Consider the following 23,398-nt stretch of genomic DNA (forward strand, 5'->3'; position numbering starts at 1 on the left):
CGGGGTGCGGCGCCGGCATCCGTCTGATGACCCATCGACCCGAGGAAGCACCGTGACGAGCTCGCGCACCGCTGCTCCCGCACGCCGGCCGGCTCCCGCGCCGCCCCCGCGCCCCGCGGTCAGCAGGCCGCTCGTCGTGTGCGCCCTCCTCCTCGCCGCCGCCGTCGTCGTGCGCGTCGTGACGATCGGCGCGGACTCCCCGCTTCCCAGCGCCCTGTCCGACGGGATCACCCTCGCCGCGAGCGTCGTGGTGGAGTCCTTGCCGTTCGTGTTCCTGGGCGTGGTGATCTCGATCGCCGTGCAGCTGTGGGTGCCGACCCGGGTGATGGATGCCATCGTCCCGCGCCGCGGCATCCTCCGCCGCGCCGTGCTGTCGCTGCTCGGCGTGATCCTCCCCGTCTGCGAGTGCGGGAACGTGCCGCTGGCGCGGGGCCTCATGATGAGGGGGTTCTCGGTCGCCGACTCGGTGACCTTCCTGCTCGCCGCCCCGATCCTCAACCCCATCACCCTCGTGACGACCTACCAGGCGTTCGGGTGGAGCGACGGCATCCTGGTCTCGCGCCTGGTCGGGGGCTTCGTCATCGCCAACCTCGTCGGCTGGCTCGTGAGTCTGCACCCGGATCCGGCGCGTCTGCTGACCCCGGCCTGGGCGGCCGCGTGCGCGAGCTCGGTCGACGAGCGCTCCCGGCCGAGCCTGCGGCGGGCGGCGTCGCTGTTCCGCGACGAGATCTCGGCCATGCTCCCCGCCCTGTTCCTCGGCGCGGCGATCGCCGGTCTCATCCAGGTGGCGGTGTCGCGGGAGACTCTCGTCGGCGTCGGCGGCCACCCCGTGTACGGGGTGCTCGCGCTCATCGCCCTGGCGTTCGTCATCGCCATCTGCTCCAACGTCGACGCGTTCTTCGCCCTCTCGCTCGCCTCGTCCTTCTCTCCCGGGGCGCTCATCGCCTTCCTCGTGTTCGGCCCGATGATCGACGTCAAGATGCTCGCGATGCTCTCGACCACGTTCCGGGCCCGCGCGCTCGCCGTCGTCACCCTGATCGTCGCCCTGGGCGCCGCGGTGCTCGGCCTGGGGGTGAACCTCCTTGCGTAGGCTCTCGGGGCTCGTCTCGCGCCAGGGCGGCATGCTGCTGTGCGGGATCGGACTGGTCGCCACCCTCGCGCTCGCCGCGGCGGGCGATCTGACGCTGTACATCCACCCGCGCTACGTCGTGTTCACGGTCGTACTCACGCTGGTGGGGGCCGTGCTGTTCGCCCTCGCGGTGTGGTTCGCGGCCACGGGCGCCGCCGACGCGCACGAGGGCCACGACCACCACGATCACGACCACGACCACGAGGGCGGTCGCGCGCGGCGGTGGCGCGCGATCCCGGCCGTGGGCACGGCGGCGCTCGTCCTCGTCGCGGCTCTCGCCCTGCTGGTGGCGCCGCCGGCGACCCTCAGCGCGGAGCGCGCGCTCACGAGCACCGCCGCCGCGGACGGCGGGGGAGACGTGCTGGCACCCGTGCTCGTGGGCAGCGATCCGACGCGCTTCTCGATCCGCGACTGGGCGACGATCCTCGGCACGGGGTCGACCGCGAACGACCTCGTGGGCCAGCGCGCCGACGTCACGGGCATCGTCCTGCTCGACGGTGCCGGCACCGCTCGGATCGGCCGGTACGCCGTCACCTGCTGCACGGTCGACGCGCAGCTGTTCGCCGTCCCCGTCGACCGCGCGACGCTGCCGGCCGGGGTGGAGTCGGGCGACTGGGTGCGGGTGACCGGCACCTTCGCCGACGGCGAGGGCGCGACGCGTCTCGTCGCCGACTCCGCGGAGGAGGTGCCCGAGCCCGATGACCCGTACATCTCCTGAGTCACGGCCCGGGGCGCGGCGCTTCGTCGTCGTCTGCACCTCCGTCGTGTCCGCTCTCGTGCTGGCGGGGGCGGTGCTGGCCGGCGCGGCCCTCGCGCGCGGACCGCAGGTGCGGGCGGTCACCGGCGACCCCTCCGTCGCGGTCGCCCAGCGCGATGTCGTCGTGACGGTCCGCACCGACCAGCCGCTCGATCCGTCGTCGGCGGAGGGGGTCGCCCTCGAGCCGGCGGCACCGATGCAGGTCGAGGTGGTCGGTGCCTCGCTGCGCGTGCGCTTTCCCGAGACCCTGTCCTTCGACACCGCCTACCGTCTCGTCGTGCCCGCCCTGCGCGGACAGACCACCGGGACGCTCAGCAGCACCGAGTACGCGTTCACGACCCCGGCCCTGACGATCACGACGCTCGAGCGCGGCGGCCCCTTCGACCGCGGCGACGGAGACGACGAGGTCGTGCGGCACGACCTGTCCCGGGAATCGGATGCCACGGTTTTGCGTGCGCCGCGCATTCAGGAGTACGCCGAGGCGGGCGGCGACACCGTCGCGGTGGCCGTCGACCGCGACGGCGCGACGTCGTTGCGACTGGCCCGCGGCGACGGTTCGCAGGCGACGCTGCCCCTGCCCGGGCGCGGCGACCTCCGTTTGCTGCGCGCCTCGAGCGACGCCGGTCGCATCGGGTACGTCTTCACCGGGTCCTCGGACGACGGTGTGCAGCAGTACACCGGGACCCTGTTCCTCGTCGATCCCGCCGACCCCTCGGCGCCGCCGCGCACAGTCGCGGGTCTCGACGGCGCGCCCGTGCGGACCGAGGCATGGCAGTTCGTGCCGGGCAGCGCCTACCTGGTCGCACAGACGCCGGATCGCAGCCTCCTCCTCGTGGATGCCACGGGGGCGGCGCCGCCGCGGGTCCTGGGGCAGCTGGGCGATCTGCTGTCGTTCCTGCCGGGGACGACCTCGGTCGTGGTCGGCGACGTGGACGGTCTGTCGATCCTCGACCTGACGAGCGGTTCGATCACCGCCGTCGACGGCACTCGCGCGACCGGCGCCGCTCCGGGGACCGGGCGCCTCGTGCTCGCTCCCGATGCGGTGGCGACGTGGTCGAGCACCGAGCTGACGCGTCGGCAGCCCGACGCCACGGACACCGTCGTCGCGCGCGCCGACACGGGTACCCGCATCGTCGAGGTGTGCGCCTCGCCGAGCGGCCGGCATCTGGCGATCGGACTCGTCCCCGAAGCGGCGCCCGTCGACGGCTATCCCGCCCGCGCCGATCGCGTCGGGCGTCGGACGCAGATCGTCGACGCGGTGAGCGGCGCCGTGGTGACGGACGTCGAGGGCACGCGGCCGGGGTGGTGCGGCTGAGGGACGTCGTGGGATCGTTCCCACGCATCACGGGCCGGTAACAAAGGCGCAACCGGTTCGACAGACTGTAGCCTTCGCGCTCTGTGAGCGCTAACATTCCCGGAGCGACGCCGTCGTCGCCGCTTGCAACGATGCCCATCCTGAGAGGGGGCGCTTCGACCGGAGCCCGAACCGGTCCGATCGCCCTGCCCCTCTCCTGCTCTGCGACGTCGCAGAAAGGAACAGCATGTCCCTCCTCCGAAGGTCTGTGGCGCTGGGCGCCACCGCCCTCCTCGTCGCCAGCGGGGTCGCGTTCACCGCGCCCGCGGCGGCGACAGCGGCATCCGGTCTGGATGCCGCGAAGGTGCTCGATCTGCCCTTCGACGGCTCCCTCGCCGACGCCGGCGCGGGAAAGAACCCCGTCGCGATGAAGCAGGGCGCGGCCGAGTACGTCGCCGGTATCTCCGGCCAGGCGCTGAACCTCAGCGGCGACGACGCGCTGACGCTCGGCACGAGCCCGACACTGCAGCCCGAGAACCTCACGCTGTCGTTCTGGTTCAAGCCGAACGGCGCGATGACCGGCGAAGAGGTGTTCACCTGGAGCAAGGCCGAGTACAACTCGGAGGGGTGGTACCTGTCGTCCGAGAACGACGGCACCCCCCTGGCCCTCTCGATCGGCCGGAGCAACGGCCAGCCCTACAAGGTCTCGGTGCAGGGCCAGCGCAACAGCTTCTTCCCCGCCGACGCGTGGACGCACGTCGTCGTCACCTACGACAAGGCGACCAAGGCCGTCACCTTCTACCGCAACGGCGAGCGACAGGTCTCGACCGTGGTCGTGGGTGTCGGCGTCGACGGGAACACCGGTGTGCTCGGCTCGGAGTCGAGCGTCGAGAAGACCATCGGCTATAACGGCACCGTCTACCGCGGCGCCTACACCCGCGGGGCGATCGACGATTGGACGCTCTACAACGCGGTCGCCTCGACGAACGACGTCGTCGCGCTCGAGCAGAAGAACAACCCCGGATTCGACCCCTCGGTCGTCGCCCAGAAGGGTCTCGACACGGTGTCGGTGCCCACGACGGCCGTCACCGACTTCGGCCTCACGACCACGACTTCGAACGGCTCGAACGTCACCTGGACCTCGAACAAGCCCGGTGTCATCGCGGTCAGCGGAGACAAGGCCACGGTCGTGCGTCCCTCGGCCGCCGACGCGACCGTCACCCTCACGGCGAGCGCCTCGTACGGAGGGAGCTCGACGAAATCCAAGACGTTCACGGTGATCGTGCCCAAGGATGGCGAGAACGCGTCGCTCTACCTCGACGACACGCAGATCACCGAGGTGCTCGTCACCGACCCCTACCTGCAGAACAGCCGCACCAAGATGGTCGACTGGCTGCTCGAGCTCGACCCCAAGCGCTTCCTGTACTCCTTCGACCAGCTCGCCGGCATCGCGACCGACGCGCAGCCGTACGGCGGATGGGAGAGCCCCACCGGCCCGCGCTTCCAAGGGCACTTCACCGGCTCGTACCTGTACGCCCTCGCTCAGGCGTACTCGACCGAGGCCGACGCGGGTCGCAAGCAGCAGCTGCTCGACAAGCTGACGACGCTCGTGGAGGGACTCAAGGCCGACCAGGAGGCGTACGCGAAGAAGGACCCGGCCAACGCCGGGTACGTCGCCCCCTTCCCCACCAGCGTGCTGCCCAACGGTGCCGATGGTCTCATCGTGCCCTTCTACAACCTGCACAAGGTGCTCGCTGGTCTGCTGAAGGCACAGGAGCTCGCGCCCAGCGACATCTCCGCGGACGCGCTCGCCGTCGCCTCCGGCTTCGGCACCTGGATCAAGAACTACTCCTCGAGCCTCGACAACCCCGCGCGGGTGATGGCCGTCGAGTACGGCGGGATGAACGAGGCTCTCTACGACCTCTACGCCGTCACGAAGAACGACGATCACAAGCGGGCCGCCGAGTACTTCGACGAGGTGACGCTCTTCCGTCAGCTCGCGGCCGGCAACGACGTGCTCGCGGGTCTCCACGCCAACGCCACGATCCCGAAGATCATCGGGGCGATGAAGCGCTACACGCTGTTCACCAACACCCCCGAGCTGTATCAGCGTCTGACCCAGGCCGAGAAGGACGACCTGGAGATGTACCACAAGGCGGCCGAGAACTTCTGGACGTTCGTCTCGCAGAACCGCTCGTACGCGGGCGGCGGCAACAGCTACTCCGAGCACTTCCAGCAGCCCGGAACGCTGTACCAGTTCGCAACGAACGGTCGGACGGACGGCTACGGCGAGAACTCGACGGTCGAAGGCTGCAACGAGTTCAACATGCTGCGCCTCACCCGCGCGCTGTTCCAGGTGAACCCCGACGTCAAGTACGCCGACTACTACGAGAACACGTACATCAACACGATCCTCGCCTCGCAGAACCGCGACACCGGCATGATGACGTACTTCCAGCCCCAGACGGCCGGCTACGCCAAGGTGTTCGGAGCCCGCGACGGGGAGTTCTGGTGCGACCACGCCAGCGCCACCGAGAGCTTCACGAAGCTCGGCGACTCGATCTACTTCCGCAAGGGCTCGTCGGTGTGGGTCAACATGTTCCGCTCGTCGACCTGGACGTCGGAGCCGCAGAACCTGAAGCTGACGCAGGTGGCCGACGTGCCGAACACCGATCAGGTCTCGCTCACGGTGGCATCGATCGACGGCGGAGCGCTGCCGGAGGACACGACGCTGCGCCTGCGCGTGCCCGATTGGTCGCAGAACCCGACGCTGACGGTCAACGGTCAGGTCCGGGACACCTCGGCGCGGGAGAACGGGTACCTCGTGATCCCGATCGCCGCGGGCGACGAGATCGAGTACACGATCCCGGCGACCGTCTCGGTCGACGCGAACACCGAGAACCCCAACTGGGCCGCCTTCCGTTACGGTCCCGTGCTGCTGTCCACCGAGCTCAGCCGCGTCGCGGTCGACAAGACGTACCTCGCCGGCATCCTGGTGCGGATGGGTACGCCCGACAAGTCACTCAGCAACAACGTGCTGGTCTCGAACGTTGAGGACTTCAAGGCCAACATCGCTCAGAACATCGAGCGTCTCGACAACGGTCTCGACAACAACGGCCACGAGGTCATGAAGTTCGCGCTGAAGAACGTCGACGAGGCCGCGTCGAAGCTGGTGTTCGAGCCGTACTACAGCATGTACGACGCCCGTTACGCGCTGTACATGAACCTCATCGAGCCCGACTCCGACGCCGCCCAGGCGATGATCCTGAAAGAGAAGCAGCAGCAGCGCATCGACGAGACGACCACCGACTCGCTCACCTCTTTCGACAACAACAACAGCGAGGCCGGCAAGAACTACAAGACGAACCTGTCGACCGTCGGCGTCTGGCGCGGCATGCCGTACCGCGACGCGCAGATGAACCCGGCGGCGTTCTTCTCGTACGACATGGAGATCGACCTCTCGGCGGCCCAGCGCTACCTCGGGGTCCGCTACTACGGCGGCGACGCCGGGCGCACGTTCGACGTGTACGTCAACGGCAAGAAGCTCAAGAGCGAACGCGTCACCAACAGCGCCGGCAGCGATCAGTGGTACATCCAGTACGACGAGATCCCCGCGTCGTTCACGGCTGACACGGCCAGCGCCGATCGCTACAAGCGCGATTCGGCGGGGAAGTACGTGCTGGACGAGGACGGCAACAAGATCCCGATCGTGACCGTGCGCTTCCAGAGCAACGGCTCGAGCTTCGTCGGAGGCGTCTATGGCGTCTTCACGTCGACCCGGACCGCGTACGACACGACGTCGGCCCTGACGGGCCTGTCGTTCTCGGATGCCACGATCTCGCCGGCCTTCTCGGGTGCGACGACCGCGTACACGGTGTACGCGCCGCAGGGGGCCACCGCGGTCACCTTCGACGCCGACCCGGCGGTGCCGAGCGGTCTCGTCTACGCCGACGGCATCCTGATCGACGACACGAAGCCGCGCACGGTGCAGCTGGCCGGGACCGACCCGACCACGCTGAAGCTCGAGGCCTTCGCGCAGGACCACCTGACGAAGACCACGTACTCGATCTCGATCGTGCACGGTACGGCGCCGACGCCGACGCCGACCGCGACGCCGGAGCCGACGGCGACCCCGACGGCGACGCCGGAGCCGACGGCGACGCCCGAGCCGACGGCCACCCCGCAGCCGACGGCGACGCCCGAGCCCACGGCGACGCCGGAGCCGACGGCCACCCCGCAGCCGACGGCGACGCCCGAGCCGACGGGAACGCCCACGGTCGAGCCGACCGCGAGCCCGACGGCCCCGCCGACGGTGTCTCCCACCGCTCAGCCGACGGCGAGCCCCGCCCCGGCCGCGGTGCCGGCAGCCGCCGCGTCGACCTCGCAGGTGGAGCGCGGGGGAGTTGTCCGTGTCACGGTCTCCGGACTGAAGCCGGGCGAGCAGGTCACGGCGGAGCTGCAGAGCGACCCGATCCGCATCACCGGCATCCCCGCCGCCGACGCGGCCGGCCGGGCGAGCTTCGACGTGCGGATCCCGGCGAACCTCCCGACCGGAACCCACCACATCGTGGTGTGGGCCGCGGACGGGACCGAGATCGCGCGTCTGCCGATCACGGTCGCGGCCAAGGGCACGCTGGCGGCGACGGGAGCGCAGGCTCCGCTGGCGGGGGCGTTCCTCGCCGCGCTCCTGCTGCTCGCCGGAGCCGGGGCGTGGGTGCTGCGTCGCCCGCGTCGCGCCTGAGCCGAGTACCTGATGCGCTGAACGGAGCGGCGGTCCCGCGAGGGGCCGCCGCTTCGTCGTCTCGCCGGTACGCGTCGAGCTCCCGGCTTTCCTTGACCTCGACGCCCCGGTCGCCTATCGTGTCATCGAACCGGTTCGATGACGGTCCCGTTTCCCCTCCCCACTCGACGATGAGGAAGAGAGTCCATGATCCCCGCCCCCCGCTCGACCGCACGCAGACCACTCGTGGCGGTGACAGCCGGCCTGGCCGTCGCCGCACTCTCCATCGGCCAGCCCGCGCTCGCGGCGCCGGCCACGGCCGCCGCCCCCGACGACGTCAGCAGTCACGTCATCCTGGACTACGACTTCGACGGCGCCACCTCCCCCGAAGCCACCGTCGTCGACACCTCGGGTGACGGCCGCAACGGTGTCCTGACCAACCCGGGGTCGGCGCAACTCGTCGACGGCCCCTCCGGCTCCGGCAAGGCGCTGCACCTCTCCGGCGGAGCGCGCACCTCGACCACGGCGCCCTTCATCACGCTGCCGAAGGGCGTGTTCCAGGGGCTGCAGTCGACCACGATCTCGTCGTGGGTCAAGTGGGACGGCGGCGACGCGTTCCAGTGGCTGTACACGCTGGGCAAGGACCGCGACAACGCGACGTTCTACACCCCGCGCTTCGACGGCGACAACAATGCCCGCTCGAGCCTGAAGCCGACCTCGCAAGGAGAGGTCGGGGCGAGAAGCGGGTCGCCTCTTCCCGCGAACGAATGGCACCTCGTCACCACGACGATCGACGACGGTGCCCTGGTGTACTACCTCGACGGTCTCGAGGTCAGCCGCACCACGGTGGGTGCCGACGTGGCATCCGTCCTCTTCGGGGAGTCCTCCCCGAACTCCGGCTACATCGGCCAGCCGTTCTGGACCGGCGCCCACCCCTTCTTCGCCGGAGCGCTCGACGACTTCCGGATCTACGACACCGCGCTCACCGCCGACCAGGTGCGCGAGCTCGCCGGCACCGCCGCCCCGACCGTCACCGAGCTGCGGGAGACCGCGGTCGAGGTGCGCACCGATGTCGGCGTCGCGCCGACGCTGCCGGGGGTGAAGGCGGCGTTCAGCGACGGTCAGGAGCGGCTGGCGCCGGTGACCTGGGATGCCGTCACCCCGGCGCAGTACGCCCAGCGCGGCGTCTTCACGGTCGAGGGAACCGTCGACGGCATCGACGCGACGGTCACCGCGACCGTGCGCGTGATCGAGCCCGGTGAGCTCTCGATCGACGTGGGCGACACCACCGGCGCGTTCATGGGCGGTGCCTCGGGCACCCTTTACGGGCTCTACGGTCCGGGTCTGCCCTCGAACAACCTCATCGACGGCATCCAGCTGCGTACGGTCTCGACGAAGGCCCAGGACGGGCCGCAGCACCCCGGCGCCGACGCGCTCGAGGTCGTGAAGCCACTCGCCGACTCCTCCAACGGAGACGTCTACATCTACATGACCGACATCAACCGGGGATTCCCGTACCAGGTGCCGGGAAACAACGGCGCCGAGAAGGAGGCGTGGTACCTGGATTCGATCGGCAAGCAGGTCGACCAGGTGCTCACGCTCCCGAAGCAGTACCAGGACCGCATCGTGTTCGTGCCCTTCAACGAACCCGAGGGCAACATGTACGGCGGCGGGGGTGAGAACTTCTGGGGCTACAGCTGGCTGGACAACCCCGACCGGTTCTTCAGCGCCTGGGACCGCGCCTATCGCATCATCAAGGACAAGATGCCCGACGCGCGCATCGGCGGTCCGAACACCAGCATCCTGTTCGACCAGAACTACGGCTTCCTGCAGCACGCGATCGCCAACGACACCGTGCCGCAGGCGTTCACCTGGCACGAGCTGAGCAACCCGGCCACCATCCGCGACTCGGTCGCGAAGTACCGCGGCTGGGAGGACGAGCTGTTCGCCGGCACGAAGTGGGAGGGCACGCACCTGCCCATCAACGTCAACGAGTACGCGTTCAACTACCACACCTCGGTTCCGGCGCAGATGATCCAGTGGATCTCGGCCATCGAGGACAGCAAGATCGACGCCGACATCGCCTACTGGAACATCGACGGCAACCTCAGCGACTCGGCCGTGCAGTCCAACCGCGGCAACGGTCAGTGGTGGCTGCTCAACGCCTACGGGAACATGACCGGCGAAACCGTCGCCGTCCACCCGCCGCGTCCGGGGGAGAGCTACACGCTGCAGGGCGTCGCGACGCTCGATGAGGAGAACAAGAAGGTCCACGCGCTGATCGGAGGGAGCTTCGGCGACCAGAGCGTGTACGTCGACCGGCTGCCCGACTACCTGTCCGGCTCGGTGCACGTGCAGGTGCGCGACATCCGGTGGACGGGACAGATCGGCGACTCGGGTGAGCCGCAGACGGTGGCCGAGTACGACGCTCCGGTGTCGAACGGGTCGCTGGGCCTGCAGTTCGGTCAGGGTGCCCTGCCGGAACTGGGGACCGATTCGGCGTACGAGATCATCGTGACCCCCGGCACCGACACCACGAGCCCGGCACAGTCTCCGGTGTCGTGGCGCGGCGTCTACGAGGCCGAGAACGCCCGCTTCGACGGCGCCACCCCCGAGATCAACGGACCCGAGGGGACGCCGAGCAACGTCAGCGGCTTCTACACGTCGGGCACGAAGAACGTCGGCGGCATCCGCGGGGGATCCGACCTGAAGATGACCTTCGACGTCGATGTGCCCGAGGCGGGCGCGTACGACCTCAGCGTCCTCGCCAGCGCGTTCAACAAGGAGTCGCTGAACGAGGCCCAGGGGCCGGTGAACATGTTCGTCACCGTCAACGGCGGCGCGGAGCAGGAGATCTTCGCCGAGCTCGGGTACAAGTGGGTGGTCTGGAACCACACCGACACGACGGTGGACCTGCGCGCGGGCGAGAACACGATCACCATCGCGGCGAAGAGCCTCGACGGCACGAAGCAGACGGTCGGCACGGCGATCATCGACAAGATCGACGTGACTCGGGCCAACCCCGGGTACCTGCCGATCTACGAGGCCGAGAACGGTGTGCTCTCCGGCACGAGCGCCGCGTACGACCGCCCCGGCGTCTCGGGATCGGGCTACGTCCCCGTCGGCGCCGGACAGTCGGTCACGTTCTGGGTGTACAGCCCGGACGACGCCGAGAAGTCCCTCGAGGTGAAGACCCTCGGCGGGGGCACCGGCACGCTCCGCGTGAACAACGCCGACCTCGGCTCCGTCTCGGACACGGTCTCCGTGCCGGCATTCCTCCGCGGCGGCATCAACAAGGTCGAGGTCGTCGGCGGCAGCGGAACCCTGGCGGTCGATCGGGTCGCCGTGCAGGCGTCGGAGAACGCTCTGGCGTCCCAGACGATCGAAGCGGAGTCGGGCACGATCGCCGGCGACGCGAAGGCGCAGGCTCTCTCGCTCGCCAGCGCGGGCGAGGCGGTCGTGGGTGTCGGAGGTGCCCCGGGCAACGGCAACACGCTCACCAACACGGTCACCGTCGACGAGGCGGGAACGTACGCCATGACGATCCGCTACTCCAACGAGGAGCAGTCGCCGGCGTCGCACTACAACCCCGACCCCGTGGCACGCCGTGCCGACATCTCGGTGAACGGCGGCCCGGTGCAGAAGGTGCTGTTCCCGCAGAGCTACAACGCCAACCAGTTCTGGGAGCTGACGGTCGAGGTCGAGCTGACCGCGGGTGAGAACACCATCCGCTTCGCGTCCGAGGAGCAGCCCGACTTCAACGCCGACACCTTCATCTCGGAGCGGTTCCCCACGCTGGGACTGCGGTCGCAGTGGGCGCCGAACCTCGACCGGCTGACGTTCACCGCTCTGCTGCCGGCGGAGGACCCGGTCGGACAGGCGCAGATCGACACCAGTGCCGACAGCGTCGTCCAGGGCGGCACCGTCACGGTCACCGGCACCGGTTTCGCCGCGAACGAGAAGATCGCGCTCGAGCTGCACTCCGACGTCCTCGTCCTCGGCGAGGCGACGACGGATGCCGCGGGCGCCTTCTCGCAGACGGTGACCGTGCCCGCGACGGCTCCGGTCGGAGACCACGAGGTCGTCGCCACGGGCGCGGACTCCGCGCGTACGGCGTCCACGTCGCTGGCCGTCTCGGCGGCGTCCGGTTCGGGCGGCGATGGGGGCTCCAGCGGCGGCGGCGGGTCGACCGGCGGCGGGTCGACCGGCGGCGGCGCGGGCTCGGGTGCGGGCGGCACGGGCTCGAGCGGTGGCTCGGGCGCCGGGGGCACGGCATCCGGCACCGGCGCGGTCGGCAGCGCGGCGGGCTCGTCCTCGTCGACGGGTGCCCTGGCCAGCACGGGCGGAGCCTTCGCCGGGCTCGGCGTCCTGCTGGCCGGTGCCGCGGCCATCGCCGCGGGGGCCGCACTCCTCGCGCGGCGCCGGGAGCGCATCGACGGCTGAGAGGTCGGACGACGCGATGCCCCGGGGTCTCACGGCTCCGGGGCATCGCCGTGCCCCGGGCCGGTCGGCGCACCCTCGGGGCCGTCGGGGTGATCTCGCGGGTGGCGCTGTTCGCCGGTGCGCGAGCAGCGGTGAGAAGATAACGCGAGACCGACGACGAGGTGCGCCTGCACCGTCGATGGCCGTGCCGGGCGGGCGGGGCCGGGGTCGGCGAGGAACGGGGGGACGACGATGGCGACCATCGGCGACGTAGCCAAGGCCGCGGGGGTGTCCCGCAGCACCGTGTCGTACGCGCTGTCGGGCAACCGTCCCATCTCGCGCGAGACCCGCGAGCGCATCGACGCCGCGATCGCCGAGCTGGGGTTCACGATCAACGCCGGGGCGCGAGCGCTCGCGACGTCGCAGACCATGGTCCTGGGGCTGCTGCTGCAGTTCCACGAGGACGAGTTCCCGCCGGCGATGCTTCAGTACATCCTCGCCGTCTCCGAGGCCGCGCGAGAGCTCGGCTACGACATCCTCATGGTCACCGACGGCGACGGCCCGGCCGCCATCCGTCGCATCACCTCGTCGAACATGGTCGACGGCGTGGTCCTGCTCGACGTCACGCACGAAGACCCGCGCCTCGACGCACTGCGCGCGGCGCGGCAGCCGGGCGCCCTCGTCGGGCTCCCGCGCGACACCGAGGGCGTCGACGTCTTCGACCTCGACTTCGAGGCGACGGCGCGCCTGCTCGTCGACCACCTCCACGGTCTGGGGCACCGCGAGATCATGCTCGTCTCCCCGCCCCGGCACGTGTTCGAGCGCGGAGGCGCCTACGCTTGGCGCTTCCGCGACGCCGCCGTCGAACGAGCGGAGGGGCACGGCATCCGCGTCCACCGGCACTACGGCGAATCGCAGCTCCCCGCGATCTGGCGGAACCTCAACGGCATCCTGGATTCCCATCCCGCCGCGACGGGACTCATCGTCCACAACGATGCGTCGATCGCCGCCCTGCCCGGTGTGCTGCGGGAGCGGGGGACCGTCGTTCCCCGCGACCTGTCGGTGGTGAGTCTCTACTCGCGGGACTTCGGACGGACGTTCCACCTCCCGTACACCGCGGTCGAGACGTCCCCGGACGGTCTCGGTCGCGCGGCCGTGCAGCATCTCGTCCGCCGCATCGCCGACCCCGGCTACGCCCCGCCGGTCGTCGGGCTCATCGCGCCGGACCTCACCGACCGCGGCAGCACCGCCTGATCAAGGCGCCTCGACGTCCGACGAAGAGCCCGCGGTCGCTTCTTCGGGGTGAGGCGACCACGGGCTCCCGATGCCGCCTGCACGGCTCGTCTCCGCTCGACGGGGGATCGAGGCGGAGCGGGCGCCCTAGGGGCGCTCCTGCACTCCGGTGGGGGTGTCGGAGAGCAGGGGGACGAAGACGCGCATCTGCGACGGCCCGCGCTCGGCCCAGCGGTGATACGGCACGAACGTCACGTCGAGGGTCGACGCGGGGCGCTCGGTCGGGATGCCGGACCCGTAGGGCAGCACCGCGGATCCGGCCGGCGCCTCGACCACGACGGCACGGGCCCGCGCGCCGTCGGCGAACGCCCGCGGAACGAGCGGGAGCAGCCGGAGATCCTCCAGGGCGACACCGTCGGGCAGGTCGAGCGACTCGGCGCACAGCACCAGCGGCCCGCGCTCGATCGCGGCGGAACCGCGGACGGCGTCGATCCGCGCGTCGGGGAACATCAGTCGCGGCTCGTGCGGCAGGGTCAGGATCACCACGTCGCCGGGCGCGACGGACGGCAGGTCGTACCATCCCGGGGCGACCGCACGAGCGGGGGCGTCCGCGGCCGCGACGGTCGCACCGTCCGCCCACGCGGGGATGCGCAGTCGGAGTCGCGGGGCCGCGGCGGGGACCTCGTCGATCGTGACCGTCAGGCTCCCGGCATCCGGGTAGTCCGATGCGACCCGCAGACGCCAGCCGTCGGTCGCCACCTCGCCGGCCGCGTACTGCAGCAGGATCAGTCCCTCGTCGTCGACGGCGGCCAGGTACGACGCGAGCGAGGCGAGGGTGCGGGCGACGTTGGTCGGGCAGCACGACACCTCGAACCACGGAGCACGCACCCCGCCCTCGGCGCGCGTGTTGACGCCGTCGTCGGCGGGTGCGCCCGCCTCGCGCTGGTGGAGGGGGTTGGCGTAGAAGAAGGCGCGGCCGTCCGCGCTCGGCGAGGTGGCCACGACGTTGAAAAGGGTCCGCTCGATGACGTCGGGATAGCGCACGTCGCCGGTCGCGAGGAACAGACGCCACGCGAACATGATCGACGCCACGCCCGCGCACGTCTCGCAGTAGGCGCGGTCGGCGGGCAGCTCCCAATCTTCGCCGAACCCCTCGTCCTGGTGCCGCGAGCCCATCCCGCCGGTGAGGTAGGTCCGGCGGGCGAGGGTGTTCTCCCACTGCCGCTCCAGGGTGGCCAGGAGCGCGTCGTCGCCGGAGTCGACGGCGACGTCGACCGCCCCCGCCGACAGGTACAACGCCCGCACGGCGTGACCGCGCAGGGCGCCGGCGTCGCGCACCGGGACGTCGTCCTGGAAGTACTCCGGCGACAGCAGCGGCGGCACGGGCAGGGTGCCGCGCCCGCGGCGCGTGAGGAACAGGTCGGCCTGCTCCAGGTAGCGACGCTCGCCGAAAGCGCGCCCCGCTTCGGCGAGCGCCACCTCGATCTCGGCGTGGCCGCAGACGCCCTCGCGCCCGCCCGCGCCGAATTCCCGGCAGATGTGGTCGGCGGCGCGACGCGCCACCTCGACGAGGCGGTCGTCCGGGTGCCCCGTGCGCGCTCGCGCGACCGCCGCCTGCACGAGGTGTCCCATGTTGTACAGCTCGTGCCCCATCGACAGGTCGCTGTACCGGGGGGCCTGCCCTGGGTGTCCGAAGGCGGTGCCCAGGTACCCGTCGTCGTCCTGGGCGCGGGCGACGCGGTCGACCAGCTCCGCGAAGGAGCGCTCGAGGGACTCGTCGGGCGAGCGGCCGAGCTCCCAGGCCATCCCCTCGAGGAGCTTGTACACCTCGGAGTCGGAGAAGACCCACCCCGTGCGCGCGTCCAGAGGCGCGCCCTGGGCCACCCGATCGAAGTTGTCCAGCCAGCCCAACCGCTCCATCCACTCGCGGCAGTGCGCGAGGGTGGCGGAGGCGTTCACCCGCTGGCGGCGGCCCCAGAATCCCTCGGGGTCCAGGTGCACGGCGCCCACCCCGATCCCGCGCGCACGACCGGCGGAGGGGGCGACGGGGACGGCCTCCAGGCGCGCTCCGGCGGAGGCCAGGGGGTGTTCGAGAACCATGGGTCAGTCCTTCACAGCGCCGGCGGTCACTCCGGCGGCGACGTAGCGCTGCGCGACGACCAGCAGGATCGCCGCGGGGATGGATGCCACGGCAGCGGTCGCCATGATGGCGTTCCACTGCGTGGTGTTGTTGCCGATGTAGGCGTAGATGCCGAGCGTGATGGGCTTCAGCGCTGAGTTGCGGGCCAGGGTCGAGGCGAAGATGAAGTCGGACCAGGCCCAGAGGAACGCGAAGAGTGCGACGGTCAGCACGGAGTTGCGGCTGAGCGGCAGGACGACCGAGACGAAGGTGCGCCACGCGCCGGCCCCGTCGATCCGGGCGGCCTGCAGGAGCTCTCGGGGCAGCCCCGACATGAACGCGGTGAACAGGAGCACACCGAAGGGCACCGCCACGGTCGAGTCGGCGAGGATCAGGCCCGGGACGCTGTTGAGCAGTCCCGCTCGCGCGTAGATCGCGTAGAAGCCCATGGCCATGACGACCGCGGGGATCATCTGGGCGACCAGGAGGACGAAGTTGAGCGTGCGGCCGCCGCGCAGGTTGAGCAGCGCGATCGCGTAGGCCGCGGGCGCGGCGATCACGATCGTGACCAGCACGCACCCGAGTCCGATGATCAGGCTCGTGCCGAGGTTGGGCAGCTGCTGGCTGAGCACGGCGGTGTAGCCCTCGACGGTGGGGTCGACGGGGAACACGTGCGGGGGGCTGAGTCGGAGGTCGCTCGTCTTCGTGAAGGACACGTTGAGCATCCAGTAGACGGGGAAGAGCATGAGGGCGGTGAAGACGAGACCGAGGCCGGTCTTCCACCACGTCCGACGGGCGATCATGAGTTCTCCTGGCGACGCTGGGCCCGCAAATACACGAACCCGAAGACGAGGGCGATGACGATGAGGATGTTGCCGACGGCGGCAGCGGGCGACAGGTCGGGCTGGCCGGTGCCGAAGGCTTCGCGGTACGACCAGATGGCAAGGGTCGTGGTCGTGTCGGCGGGGCCTCCGCGCGTCATGATCCAGATGATGTCGACGACCTTGAGCGTGTAGACGAGCCCGAGCAGGAGCGTGATGGCCGAGACGGGTCGCAGCAGCGGGAAGGTGATGCTCCGGAACTGGCGCCAGGGACCGGCGCCGTCCAGCGACGCCGCCTCGTACAGCTCGGTGGGGATGTTCTGCAGCCCCGAGTAGAGGATGACGAGGTTGAACGGGATGCCGAGCCAGATGTTCGCGATGACCACCGCGATCATCGCGGTGTCGGGCGAGGTGAGCCAGTTGATCTGGCCGATGCCGAACGCCTCGAGGAAGGAGTTGATGATGCCGTTGTCGCTGTTCAGCATCCACGACCACGTGGAGCCGGAGACAATTAGCGGCAGCAGCCACGGGACGAGGAAGAGTCCGCGCAGGACACCGCTGAGCGGGAAGTGGGACCGGAAGAAGACGGCGAGACCGAGCCCGATCGTGTACTGGAACACGAGGGACACCACCACGAACACGGCGGTGTTCGTGAGGGCGGGACCGAAGGTGGGGGAGGCGATCACCGCCAGGTAGTTGTCGAGGCCGACGAAGGCGGCGTCGCCCTGCACGAACGCGCGGACGGTGTAGTCGTGGATGCTCAGGTCGATGCTGCGTACCAGCGGCCACAGGTAGAACACCGCGAGATAGATCACGAGCGGGGCGGCGAAGGCCGCCGCGACCCAGGGCGATCCGTCGCGGCGTGCGCGGCGGTGGCGCGCTCGCGGGACGGTGACCGCGACGGTGTCGTCGGTGGTGTCGGGGCGTTCGCGCAGGACCGGGAAGGACATGGCTGCTTCTTTCGGAGGGGCATCCGGGGGAACGCGAGGGTTCCCCCGGATGCCGGTGGATGCCGTTACTTGCCGGTGGCCGCCGCCGCCGCGGTCTGCGCGGCGTCGAGAGCCTGCTGGGGCGTCTGCGTCCCGGAGAGCACGTTCTGCACGGCGGTCCACAGCTGCTCGGAGATCAGCGGGTAGTCCGTGCCGAGGTTGTCGCTGGTGCGGCCCTTCGCGGCCTGCACCGCCGAGACCCAGGTCTCGAGGTCGGGGTGCTCGGCCAGCAGCTCGGTCTGACCTTCCTCCGTCGGCGGGATGTAGTAGGCGAAGGTGTTGGCGGTGTCGACGAAGCCCGCGGGGGTGGTCATGCACTCGATGATCTTGCGGGTGGTGTCGTAGCGGGCGGTGTCCTGCTGCACGGGAGCCACGATGAACTCGCCGCCCGTGGGGGCGGGGGCGGGTCCGCCGGCCTTGGCGGGCAGCTCGATCACACCGGCCGTGAAGCCGGCCTTCGCGGCGCTGTTCACTTGCCAGGTGCCGTTCTCGGCGAAGGCGAAGTCGCCCGTGAGGAACTCCTCCCACACGGTGTTCTGCGAGTTCGTGATGACGGAGTTCGGGGCGTAGCCCTTGTCGAGCCAGTCCTTCCAGAGGGTCACGGCCTCCACGGCTTCCGGCGACGACAGGTCGCTCAGGTCGGCGCCGGCGCCCCAGAACCAGGGCAGGAACTGGAAGGAGCCCTCCTCGGTGTTGATCCCCGAGAAGGTGATGCCCTTCTTGCCGGTCGCGGCGACCTTGGCGAGAGCCGCATTCAGCGAGTCCCAGTCGGTGACGGAGGCGGGGTCGACTCCCGCCGCCTGCAGGACGTCGGCGTTGTAGTACAGCGCCAGGGTGTTGGCGCCGATCGGGATGCCGTAGGTCTTGCCGTCGAGCACGCCGGCGGCGAGCAGATTCTCGTCGATGTTCGAGGTGTCGAGTCCGAGGTCGTCGGTGGTGGAGAGCATCCCCGTGTCGGCGAGGGTCGAGACCGCGGGGTTGTCGATCAGGATGATGTCGGGCGAGGTGCCGTCCTGAGCCGACAGCAGGGCCTGGTTGGTCAGCGCGGTGGTGTCGTAGGCGGTGCGCTGGATGGTGACTCCGGCCTCGGTGCCGCAGTCCTGCACGCGCTTGGCCCAGTCGGAGCCCTCGGCGTGCTGCGGGTACGGGTCCCACCAGGTGTAGGTTCCGCTCGCGGCCTCGCCGGTGCCGGCGGTGCCGCCGGAGCAGCCGGCCAGTGCGCCGACGGCGACGGTGGCCGTGGCGAGCGCCGCGGTCAGACGCAGGGCTTTCGTGTTCATTGTTCCTCCTCGAACAGGCTCGGGTGAGAGCTGTGTGATATGCCGGTCAGTGGCGGGGTGGGGGCGCGGCGATGCTGCCGCGATCGTCGATCAGGGGCGCGATCAGGTCGACGACGTGGGAGTGCGCGGGCGCTTCGGAGCGCACGCGCGAGACGAGGCGTTCCACGGCGCGCCGACCGAGGAGGTCGGCGGCGCTGTCGATCGCGCTGAAGGGAAGTGAGAACGTGCGGGCGAATTCGTCGGAGTAGCGGCCGATCACCGAGATGTCGGACGGCGTCGACAGTCCGCGCGTGGCCAGCACCGACGGCAGGGCGGCCGCCGCGGCTTCGTTGTTGAGCAGAAGGCCGGTGGCGGCGGGGTGCGCGTCGAGGACGGCATCCAGGTCCCGGCCGATGTCGGGCTGGTGCGACGATCCGAACACGTGGTGCAGACGGATGCCGTGCTCCTTGGCGCGGGCGCGAGCGGCATCCGCGAGTCGCCACACGTAGGCGCCCCCGCGCTCGACGACGTGTTCGGGTTGCGAGACCAGGATCATCTCGCGATGGCCCGTCTCATGCAGGCGATCGACCATGAGGCGACCGGCGGCGTCGAAGTCGAGATCGAAGGCGTCGACCCCGCGGGGATCGGCGGGGAGTCCCACGAGTGCGGCGGGTTGGGGGACTGAGCGGAGGGCGGCGAGGCGCTCGTCGGATTCGGAGACGTTGAGGAGGACGAACCCGTCGACCATGCGGGACGACGCGATGCGCGTGAGGGCGCCGACGCCGTCGCTCTCGGTGACCAGGAGGGTGTCGAAGCCCAGTTCGCGGGCGCGGTCGGTGATGCCGAGGATGTACTGCAGCATCGCGGGAGCGAACTCGTCGTCGAAGAACTGCCCGAGGAGGGCGATCACGTCGGTGCGCGAGGTCGCCAGCGCCCGGGCGCCGGCGTTGGGGATGTACCCCAGCTCGCGCACGGCGCGCTCGACGTTCTGGCGGACGGCGGGGGAGATGGTGCGCTTGCCCGACAGCGCGTAGGAGGCCGTGCTGCGAGAGACCCCGGCCGCTCGTGCCACATCGCCGATGTTGACCATCGCCGTCCTTCCTCCTCTCGAGCTCCTGTGCTCGGTGGATCAGATGGTGCAGGAGGGTCTGTTCGACCCGTCTGACACGAATCTGTCGAACCGCTTCGATTCGAACCGGTTCGAAAGTACAATGGGAGCTTCCGAAGCGCAACACCCAATACCCACGAACCGGAGGTCCTCGATGACGAGCCCCTTTCCCGCCTTCGATCTCCGGCAGATCCCGTTCAGCAGACGGGGCGCGTGGATCAATCTCTCGCCCGTCGTGGGAGCGCACCGAACTGTGGACGACGTCCACCTCGTCTCCCACCGCACCGGGATGCATCCGGTGCTCTCCCTGGCCCCCCGCACGGCACCGGACGATCAGCCGGCCGAATGGACGCTCGAGGCGACGCCGTCCACCGTCCGATGGTCACGGGGCGCGGCGACGATGGAGGCCGTGTTCGCCTCCCGCGACACCCTCAGACTCCGCGGCGACGACGGGGTGACCCTCCGGCTGACCGAGGCCGCGGCGGAGCTGACGCCCTTCACCGGGATGTTCCTGTTCCGCGACCCCCGCGACGGCAGTCCGGTCTTCACCTCCTACGAGACGGGATGCCGCTACCGCATCACGGCGATCCGCGGGAGCCTGCGCGTGGAGGGCGCGGAGAGCCTGGGCGCGGCGGTGCGGGCCGTCGAGGTCGCGACGGCCGACGGCGACGGATGGGAGATCGCGATCGAGGAGTTCGAGACGTCGCGATCGCCGTTCGTCGCATCCTCGCGTTTCGACCGCTGCGTGGCGGAGGTGTCGACGGAGTTCGCCGACTTCGCGCGGGTCGTCGCGCCCTGGTCGACGGGCGACAGCGCGTTGACGACGACCCGCGAGGCGTCGGTGCTGGCGGCGTATGTGCTGTGGTCGGCCACCGTGGCGCCGGCCGGTTTCCTCTCGCGTGAGAGCGTGCTGATGTCCAAGCACTGGATGGACAAAGTCTGGAGCTGGGATCACTGCTTCAACGCGCTCGCCGTGGCCCCCGCCGACGCGGCTCTCGCTCTCGATCAGTTCCTGGCGCCCTTCGACCATCAGGATCCGACCGGGGCGCTGCCCGACTCGATCGCCCACTCCGAGCGGCTGTACAACTTCGTCAAACCCCCGATCCATGGGTGGGCCTTCGCGAAGCTGCGGGAGCGTCTGGCCCGTCCGCTCGCGGCGGACGACCTGCGCCTCGTGTACGGGCACCTCTCGCGCTGGTCGCGGTTCTGGCTCGAGCAGCGTACGGCCCCGGGGCGGGAGCTGCCGCATTACCAGCACGGCAATGACAGCGGGTGGGACAACTCGACGACCTTCGACCGCGACCGCGTCATCGAGTCGCCCGATCTGGCCGCGTTCCTCGTCGTGCAGCTCGACGTGCTCGCCGATCTCGCCGACGAGCTCGGCCTCGACGAAGGGCGGTCGTGGCGCGCCGAGCGCGACCGGGTCGAGACCGCGCTCACGAGCGAGCTGCTCGACGACGAGGGCTTCTTCGCGGTCGGCCCGCTCAGCGGCATCCCGAGCACCCGCACGAGCCTGCTCACCCTCCTCCCGGTGCTGATCTCCGACCGCCTTCCCCGCTCCGTGTCGGACCTCCTCGCCGAGCGCATCGCCGCCCACCTGACGGCGTGGGGCCCCGCGACGCAGCTCGTCGACACCCCGGAGTACGAGAGCGACGGCTACTGGCGCGGGCCGATCTGGGCGCCCTCCACGATGCTCCTCGAAGAGGGGCTCCGCCGCGGGGGCCACGTCGAGCTCGCCGACACCGTCAGCGACCGCTTCCGTGCGCTCTGCGAGCGATCGGGCTTCGCCGAGAACTTCGACGCGCTCAGCGGCGAGGGGCTGCGCGATCGCGCCTACACCTGGACGGCGAGCGTCTACCTCGTCCTCGCCCACGAGCACGCGCAGCGCTCATCCGCCCGCCTGTCCGAGGCCTCGGTCTGACGCCGTTCACGGACGAAGACCCCGGATGCCATGGCATCCGGGGTCTTCTTCTCCCTCGCGGGATCAGCCCAGCAGCGGCACCGCGCCCACCAGCACGCCGACGGCGAGCATCACGAGCGACACGACCGTCGCTCGCCACAGCACCTTCTTGTGGTGGTCGCCGAGGTTGACCCCGGCCAGCGAGACGAGCAGCAGGATCGCGGGCACGAGCGGGCTCTGCAGGTGCACGGGCTGGCCCGTGATCGAGGCGCGCGCCATCTCGACGGGGGCGATGCCGTAGTTCGCGGCGCTCTCGGCGAGCACCGGCAGGATGCCGAAGTAGAACGCGTCGTTCGACATGAAGAACGTGAACGGGATCGACAGCACGCCGGTGATGACGGCGAGGAACGGCCCCATCGAGGAGGGGATGACCTGGGTGATCCAGGCGGCCATCGCGGTCACCATGCCCGTGCCGTTGAGCACGCCGACCAGGACGCCCGCGGCCAGCACCATCGACACGACGCCCACGATGCTCGGAGCGTGCGCGACGATCTCGTCGGCCTGGGAACGGAGCTTGGGGAAGTTCACGATGAGCGCCAGCGCCGCCCCGACCATGAAGACGAACGCGAGCGGGAACAGGTCCATCACCAGCAGCACCATCACCGCGGCCGTCAGCGCGAGGTTGAACCAGATGAGCTTCGGCCGCAGGGTCGGGCGGTTCGGGTCGAGCATCGTGTCGGCCATCGCGGTGTCGGCGGTGTCGACGAGCTGCGCGGCGGCGACGGCGTCGCGGCCGCCCCGGACGGTCACGATGTTGCCCGTGCGCAGCGACGCCACCGCACCGGGCTTGGGCTCCGCGCCGCGGAACAGCTTGGGTGCTCCCAGGCGACCGAAGCCGCCGGGGGCGTCGAGCTTCGAGGTGTCGACCGAGCCCGCGAGACGCTTGCGCTCGGCCAGGCCCAGGAACCACGCGAACGCGAGGGAGACGACCAGTCCCGCCAGCAGCGAGGGGATCATCGGCACGAAGACGTCGGTGGGCTGCAGGCCCAGGGCGGTCGCGGCGCGCACGGTCGGTCCGCCCCAGGGGACGATGTTCATCGTGCCGTTCATGAGACCGGCGACGCAGGTGAGCACCACCGGGCTCATGCCCAGGCGCAGGTAGAGCGGCAGCATCGCAGAGGTGGTGATGATGAAGGTGGTCGACCCGTCGCCGTCGAGGGAGACGGCGCCGGCGAGGATCGCCGTGCCGAGCACGATCTTGGCGGGGTCGTCGCCCAGGACGCGGGTGATCACGCGGATGAGCGGGTCGAAGAGTCCGACGTCGATCATGATGCCGAAGTACATGATCGCGAACATCAGCAGGGCCGCCGTGGGTGCCATCTTGCTGATCGCGTCGATCACCATGTCGCCGAGGCCGAGACCCGCGCCGGCGATGAGACCGAAGATCGTCGGCACCACGATGAGGGCGACCATGGGGGTGAGGCGCCGCGTCATGATCAACGCCATGAACGACAGCACCATGAGGAAGCCGAGGGCGACGAGCACGCCGTCGGCGGGCGTGTATGCCACCGCGTACTCGGTGGCCTCGGCCGCAAGGATGAGGGGGGTCATCGCGACTCCTTCGTCGTGACGGGGCGCGACTCTCGC

General features: G+C 70.3%; 13 protein-coding genes. 7 read left to right on the top strand and 6 right to left on the bottom strand.

What is annotated here, in order from left to right:
• The first annotated feature begins 52 nt into the window (after positions 1-52).
• The 6 genes from Q9R20_RS08685 to Q9R20_RS08710 all read left to right on the top strand — a co-directional run bounded on the left by Q9R20_RS08685 (position 53) and on the right by Q9R20_RS08710 (position 13,576).
• Complete coding sequence (locus Q9R20_RS08685) at positions 53-1,090, top strand: permease (RefSeq protein WP_311248958.1); 1,038 nt, start codon at positions 53-55, stop codon at positions 1,088-1,090.
• Positions 1,083-1,847: a TIGR03943 family putative permease subunit gene (locus tag Q9R20_RS08690; protein ID WP_311248959.1), complete on the top strand. Its 765-nt coding sequence runs from the start codon at positions 1,083-1,085 to the stop codon at positions 1,845-1,847. Before Q9R20_RS08685 ends, Q9R20_RS08690 begins: the two co-directional genes overlap by 8 nt.
• Positions 1,828-3,201 (top strand): hypothetical protein, encoded by a 1,374-nt coding sequence (locus Q9R20_RS08695; RefSeq protein ID WP_311248960.1) that lies wholly within the window; start codon positions 1,828-1,830, stop codon positions 3,199-3,201. The genes Q9R20_RS08690 and Q9R20_RS08695 overlap by 20 nt, the downstream gene beginning before the upstream one ends.
• 226 nt (positions 3,202-3,427) lie before the next feature.
• Complete coding sequence (locus tag Q9R20_RS08700) at positions 3,428-7,921, top strand: beta-L-arabinofuranosidase domain-containing protein (protein ID WP_311248961.1); 4,494 nt, start codon at positions 3,428-3,430, stop codon at positions 7,919-7,921.
• A 186-nt stretch (positions 7,922-8,107) separates the two neighbouring features.
• Positions 8,108-12,343, top strand: coding sequence for a LamG-like jellyroll fold domain-containing protein (locus Q9R20_RS08705; RefSeq protein WP_311248962.1), 4,236 nt, complete (start codon positions 8,108-8,110; stop codon positions 12,341-12,343).
• A 231-nt stretch (positions 12,344-12,574) separates the two neighbouring features.
• Complete coding sequence (locus Q9R20_RS08710) at positions 12,575-13,576, top strand: LacI family DNA-binding transcriptional regulator (protein ID WP_311248963.1); 1,002 nt, start codon at positions 12,575-12,577, stop codon at positions 13,574-13,576.
• Positions 13,577-13,702: 126 nt separating this feature from the next.
• Here the strand turns inward: Q9R20_RS08710 and Q9R20_RS08715 are convergent, their stop codons facing one another.
• From Q9R20_RS08715 to Q9R20_RS08735, 5 genes are all read right to left on the bottom strand, one after another.
• Positions 13,703-15,655 carry a beta-L-arabinofuranosidase domain-containing protein gene (locus Q9R20_RS08715; protein WP_311248964.1) on the bottom strand — a complete coding sequence of 651 codons (1,953 nt, stop codon included), beginning with the start codon at positions 15,653-15,655 and terminating at the stop codon, positions 13,703-13,705.
• Between the two features lie 3 nt (positions 15,656-15,658).
• Positions 15,659-16,477, bottom strand: a complete 819-nt coding sequence (locus Q9R20_RS08720; protein ID WP_311248965.1) for a carbohydrate ABC transporter permease — start codon at positions 16,475-16,477, stop codon at positions 15,659-15,661.
• A complete protein-coding gene (locus Q9R20_RS08725) occupies positions 16,474-17,445 on the bottom strand; it encodes a sugar ABC transporter permease (protein ID WP_311248966.1) in 972 nt (323 codons plus the stop codon). The genes Q9R20_RS08720 and Q9R20_RS08725 overlap by 4 nt, the downstream gene beginning before the upstream one ends.
• Positions 17,446-17,510: 65 nt before the next feature.
• Complete coding sequence (locus tag Q9R20_RS08730) at positions 17,511-18,764, bottom strand: extracellular solute-binding protein (protein WP_311248967.1); 1,254 nt, start codon at positions 18,762-18,764, stop codon at positions 17,511-17,513.
• A 46-nt stretch (positions 18,765-18,810) separates the two neighbouring features.
• Positions 18,811-19,833, bottom strand: coding sequence for a LacI family DNA-binding transcriptional regulator (locus Q9R20_RS08735; RefSeq protein WP_311248968.1), 1,023 nt, complete (start codon positions 19,831-19,833; stop codon positions 18,811-18,813).
• A gap of 271 nt (positions 19,834-20,104) precedes the next feature.
• Between Q9R20_RS08735 and Q9R20_RS08740 the strand changes: the two genes are divergently transcribed.
• Entirely contained in the window at positions 20,105-21,772 is a 1,668-nt protein-coding gene (locus tag Q9R20_RS08740) for an MGH1-like glycoside hydrolase domain-containing protein (RefSeq protein ID WP_311248969.1), read from the top strand.
• Positions 21,773-21,835: 63 nt separating this feature from the next.
• On the opposite strand, the gene Q9R20_RS08745 is transcribed toward Q9R20_RS08740, so the two are convergent.
• Positions 21,836-23,362: a CitMHS family transporter gene (locus tag Q9R20_RS08745; protein ID WP_295839678.1), complete on the bottom strand. Its 1,527-nt coding sequence runs from the start codon at positions 23,360-23,362 to the stop codon at positions 21,836-21,838.
• Positions 23,363-23,398: the final 36 nt, after the last annotated feature.

This window comes from Microbacterium sp. PRF11, assembly GCF_031844085.1.
Lineage (GTDB): Bacteria > Actinomycetota > Actinomycetes > Actinomycetales > Microbacteriaceae > Microbacterium.

Coding starts and splice junctions, on each gene's coding strand:
- Q9R20_RS08720 (WP_311248965.1), bottom strand. CDS start 16,477: ATGATCGCCCGTCGGACGTGGTGGAAGACCGGCCTCGGTCTCGTCTTC.
- Q9R20_RS08695 (WP_311248960.1), top strand. CDS start 1,828: ATGACCCGTACATCTCCTGAGTCACGGCCCGGGGCGCGGCGCTTCGTC.
- Q9R20_RS08710 (WP_311248963.1), top strand. CDS start 12,575: ATGGCGACCATCGGCGACGTAGCCAAGGCCGCGGGGGTGTCCCGCAGC.
- Q9R20_RS08705 (WP_311248962.1), top strand. CDS start 8,108: ATGATCCCCGCCCCCCGCTCGACCGCACGCAGACCACTCGTGGCGGTG.
- Q9R20_RS08725 (WP_311248966.1), bottom strand. CDS start 17,445: ATGTCCTTCCCGGTCCTGCGCGAACGCCCCGACACCACCGACGACACC.
- Q9R20_RS08700 (WP_311248961.1), top strand. CDS start 3,428: ATGTCCCTCCTCCGAAGGTCTGTGGCGCTGGGCGCCACCGCCCTCCTC.
- Q9R20_RS08735 (WP_311248968.1), bottom strand. CDS start 19,833: ATGGTCAACATCGGCGATGTGGCACGAGCGGCCGGGGTCTCTCGCAGC.
- Q9R20_RS08745 (WP_295839678.1), bottom strand. CDS start 23,362: ATGACCCCCCTCATCCTTGCGGCCGAGGCCACCGAGTACGCGGTGGCA.
- Q9R20_RS08730 (WP_311248967.1), bottom strand. CDS start 18,764: ATGAACACGAAAGCCCTGCGTCTGACCGCGGCGCTCGCCACGGCCACC.
- Q9R20_RS08715 (WP_311248964.1), bottom strand. CDS start 15,655: ATGGTTCTCGAACACCCCCTGGCCTCCGCCGGAGCGCGCCTGGAGGCC.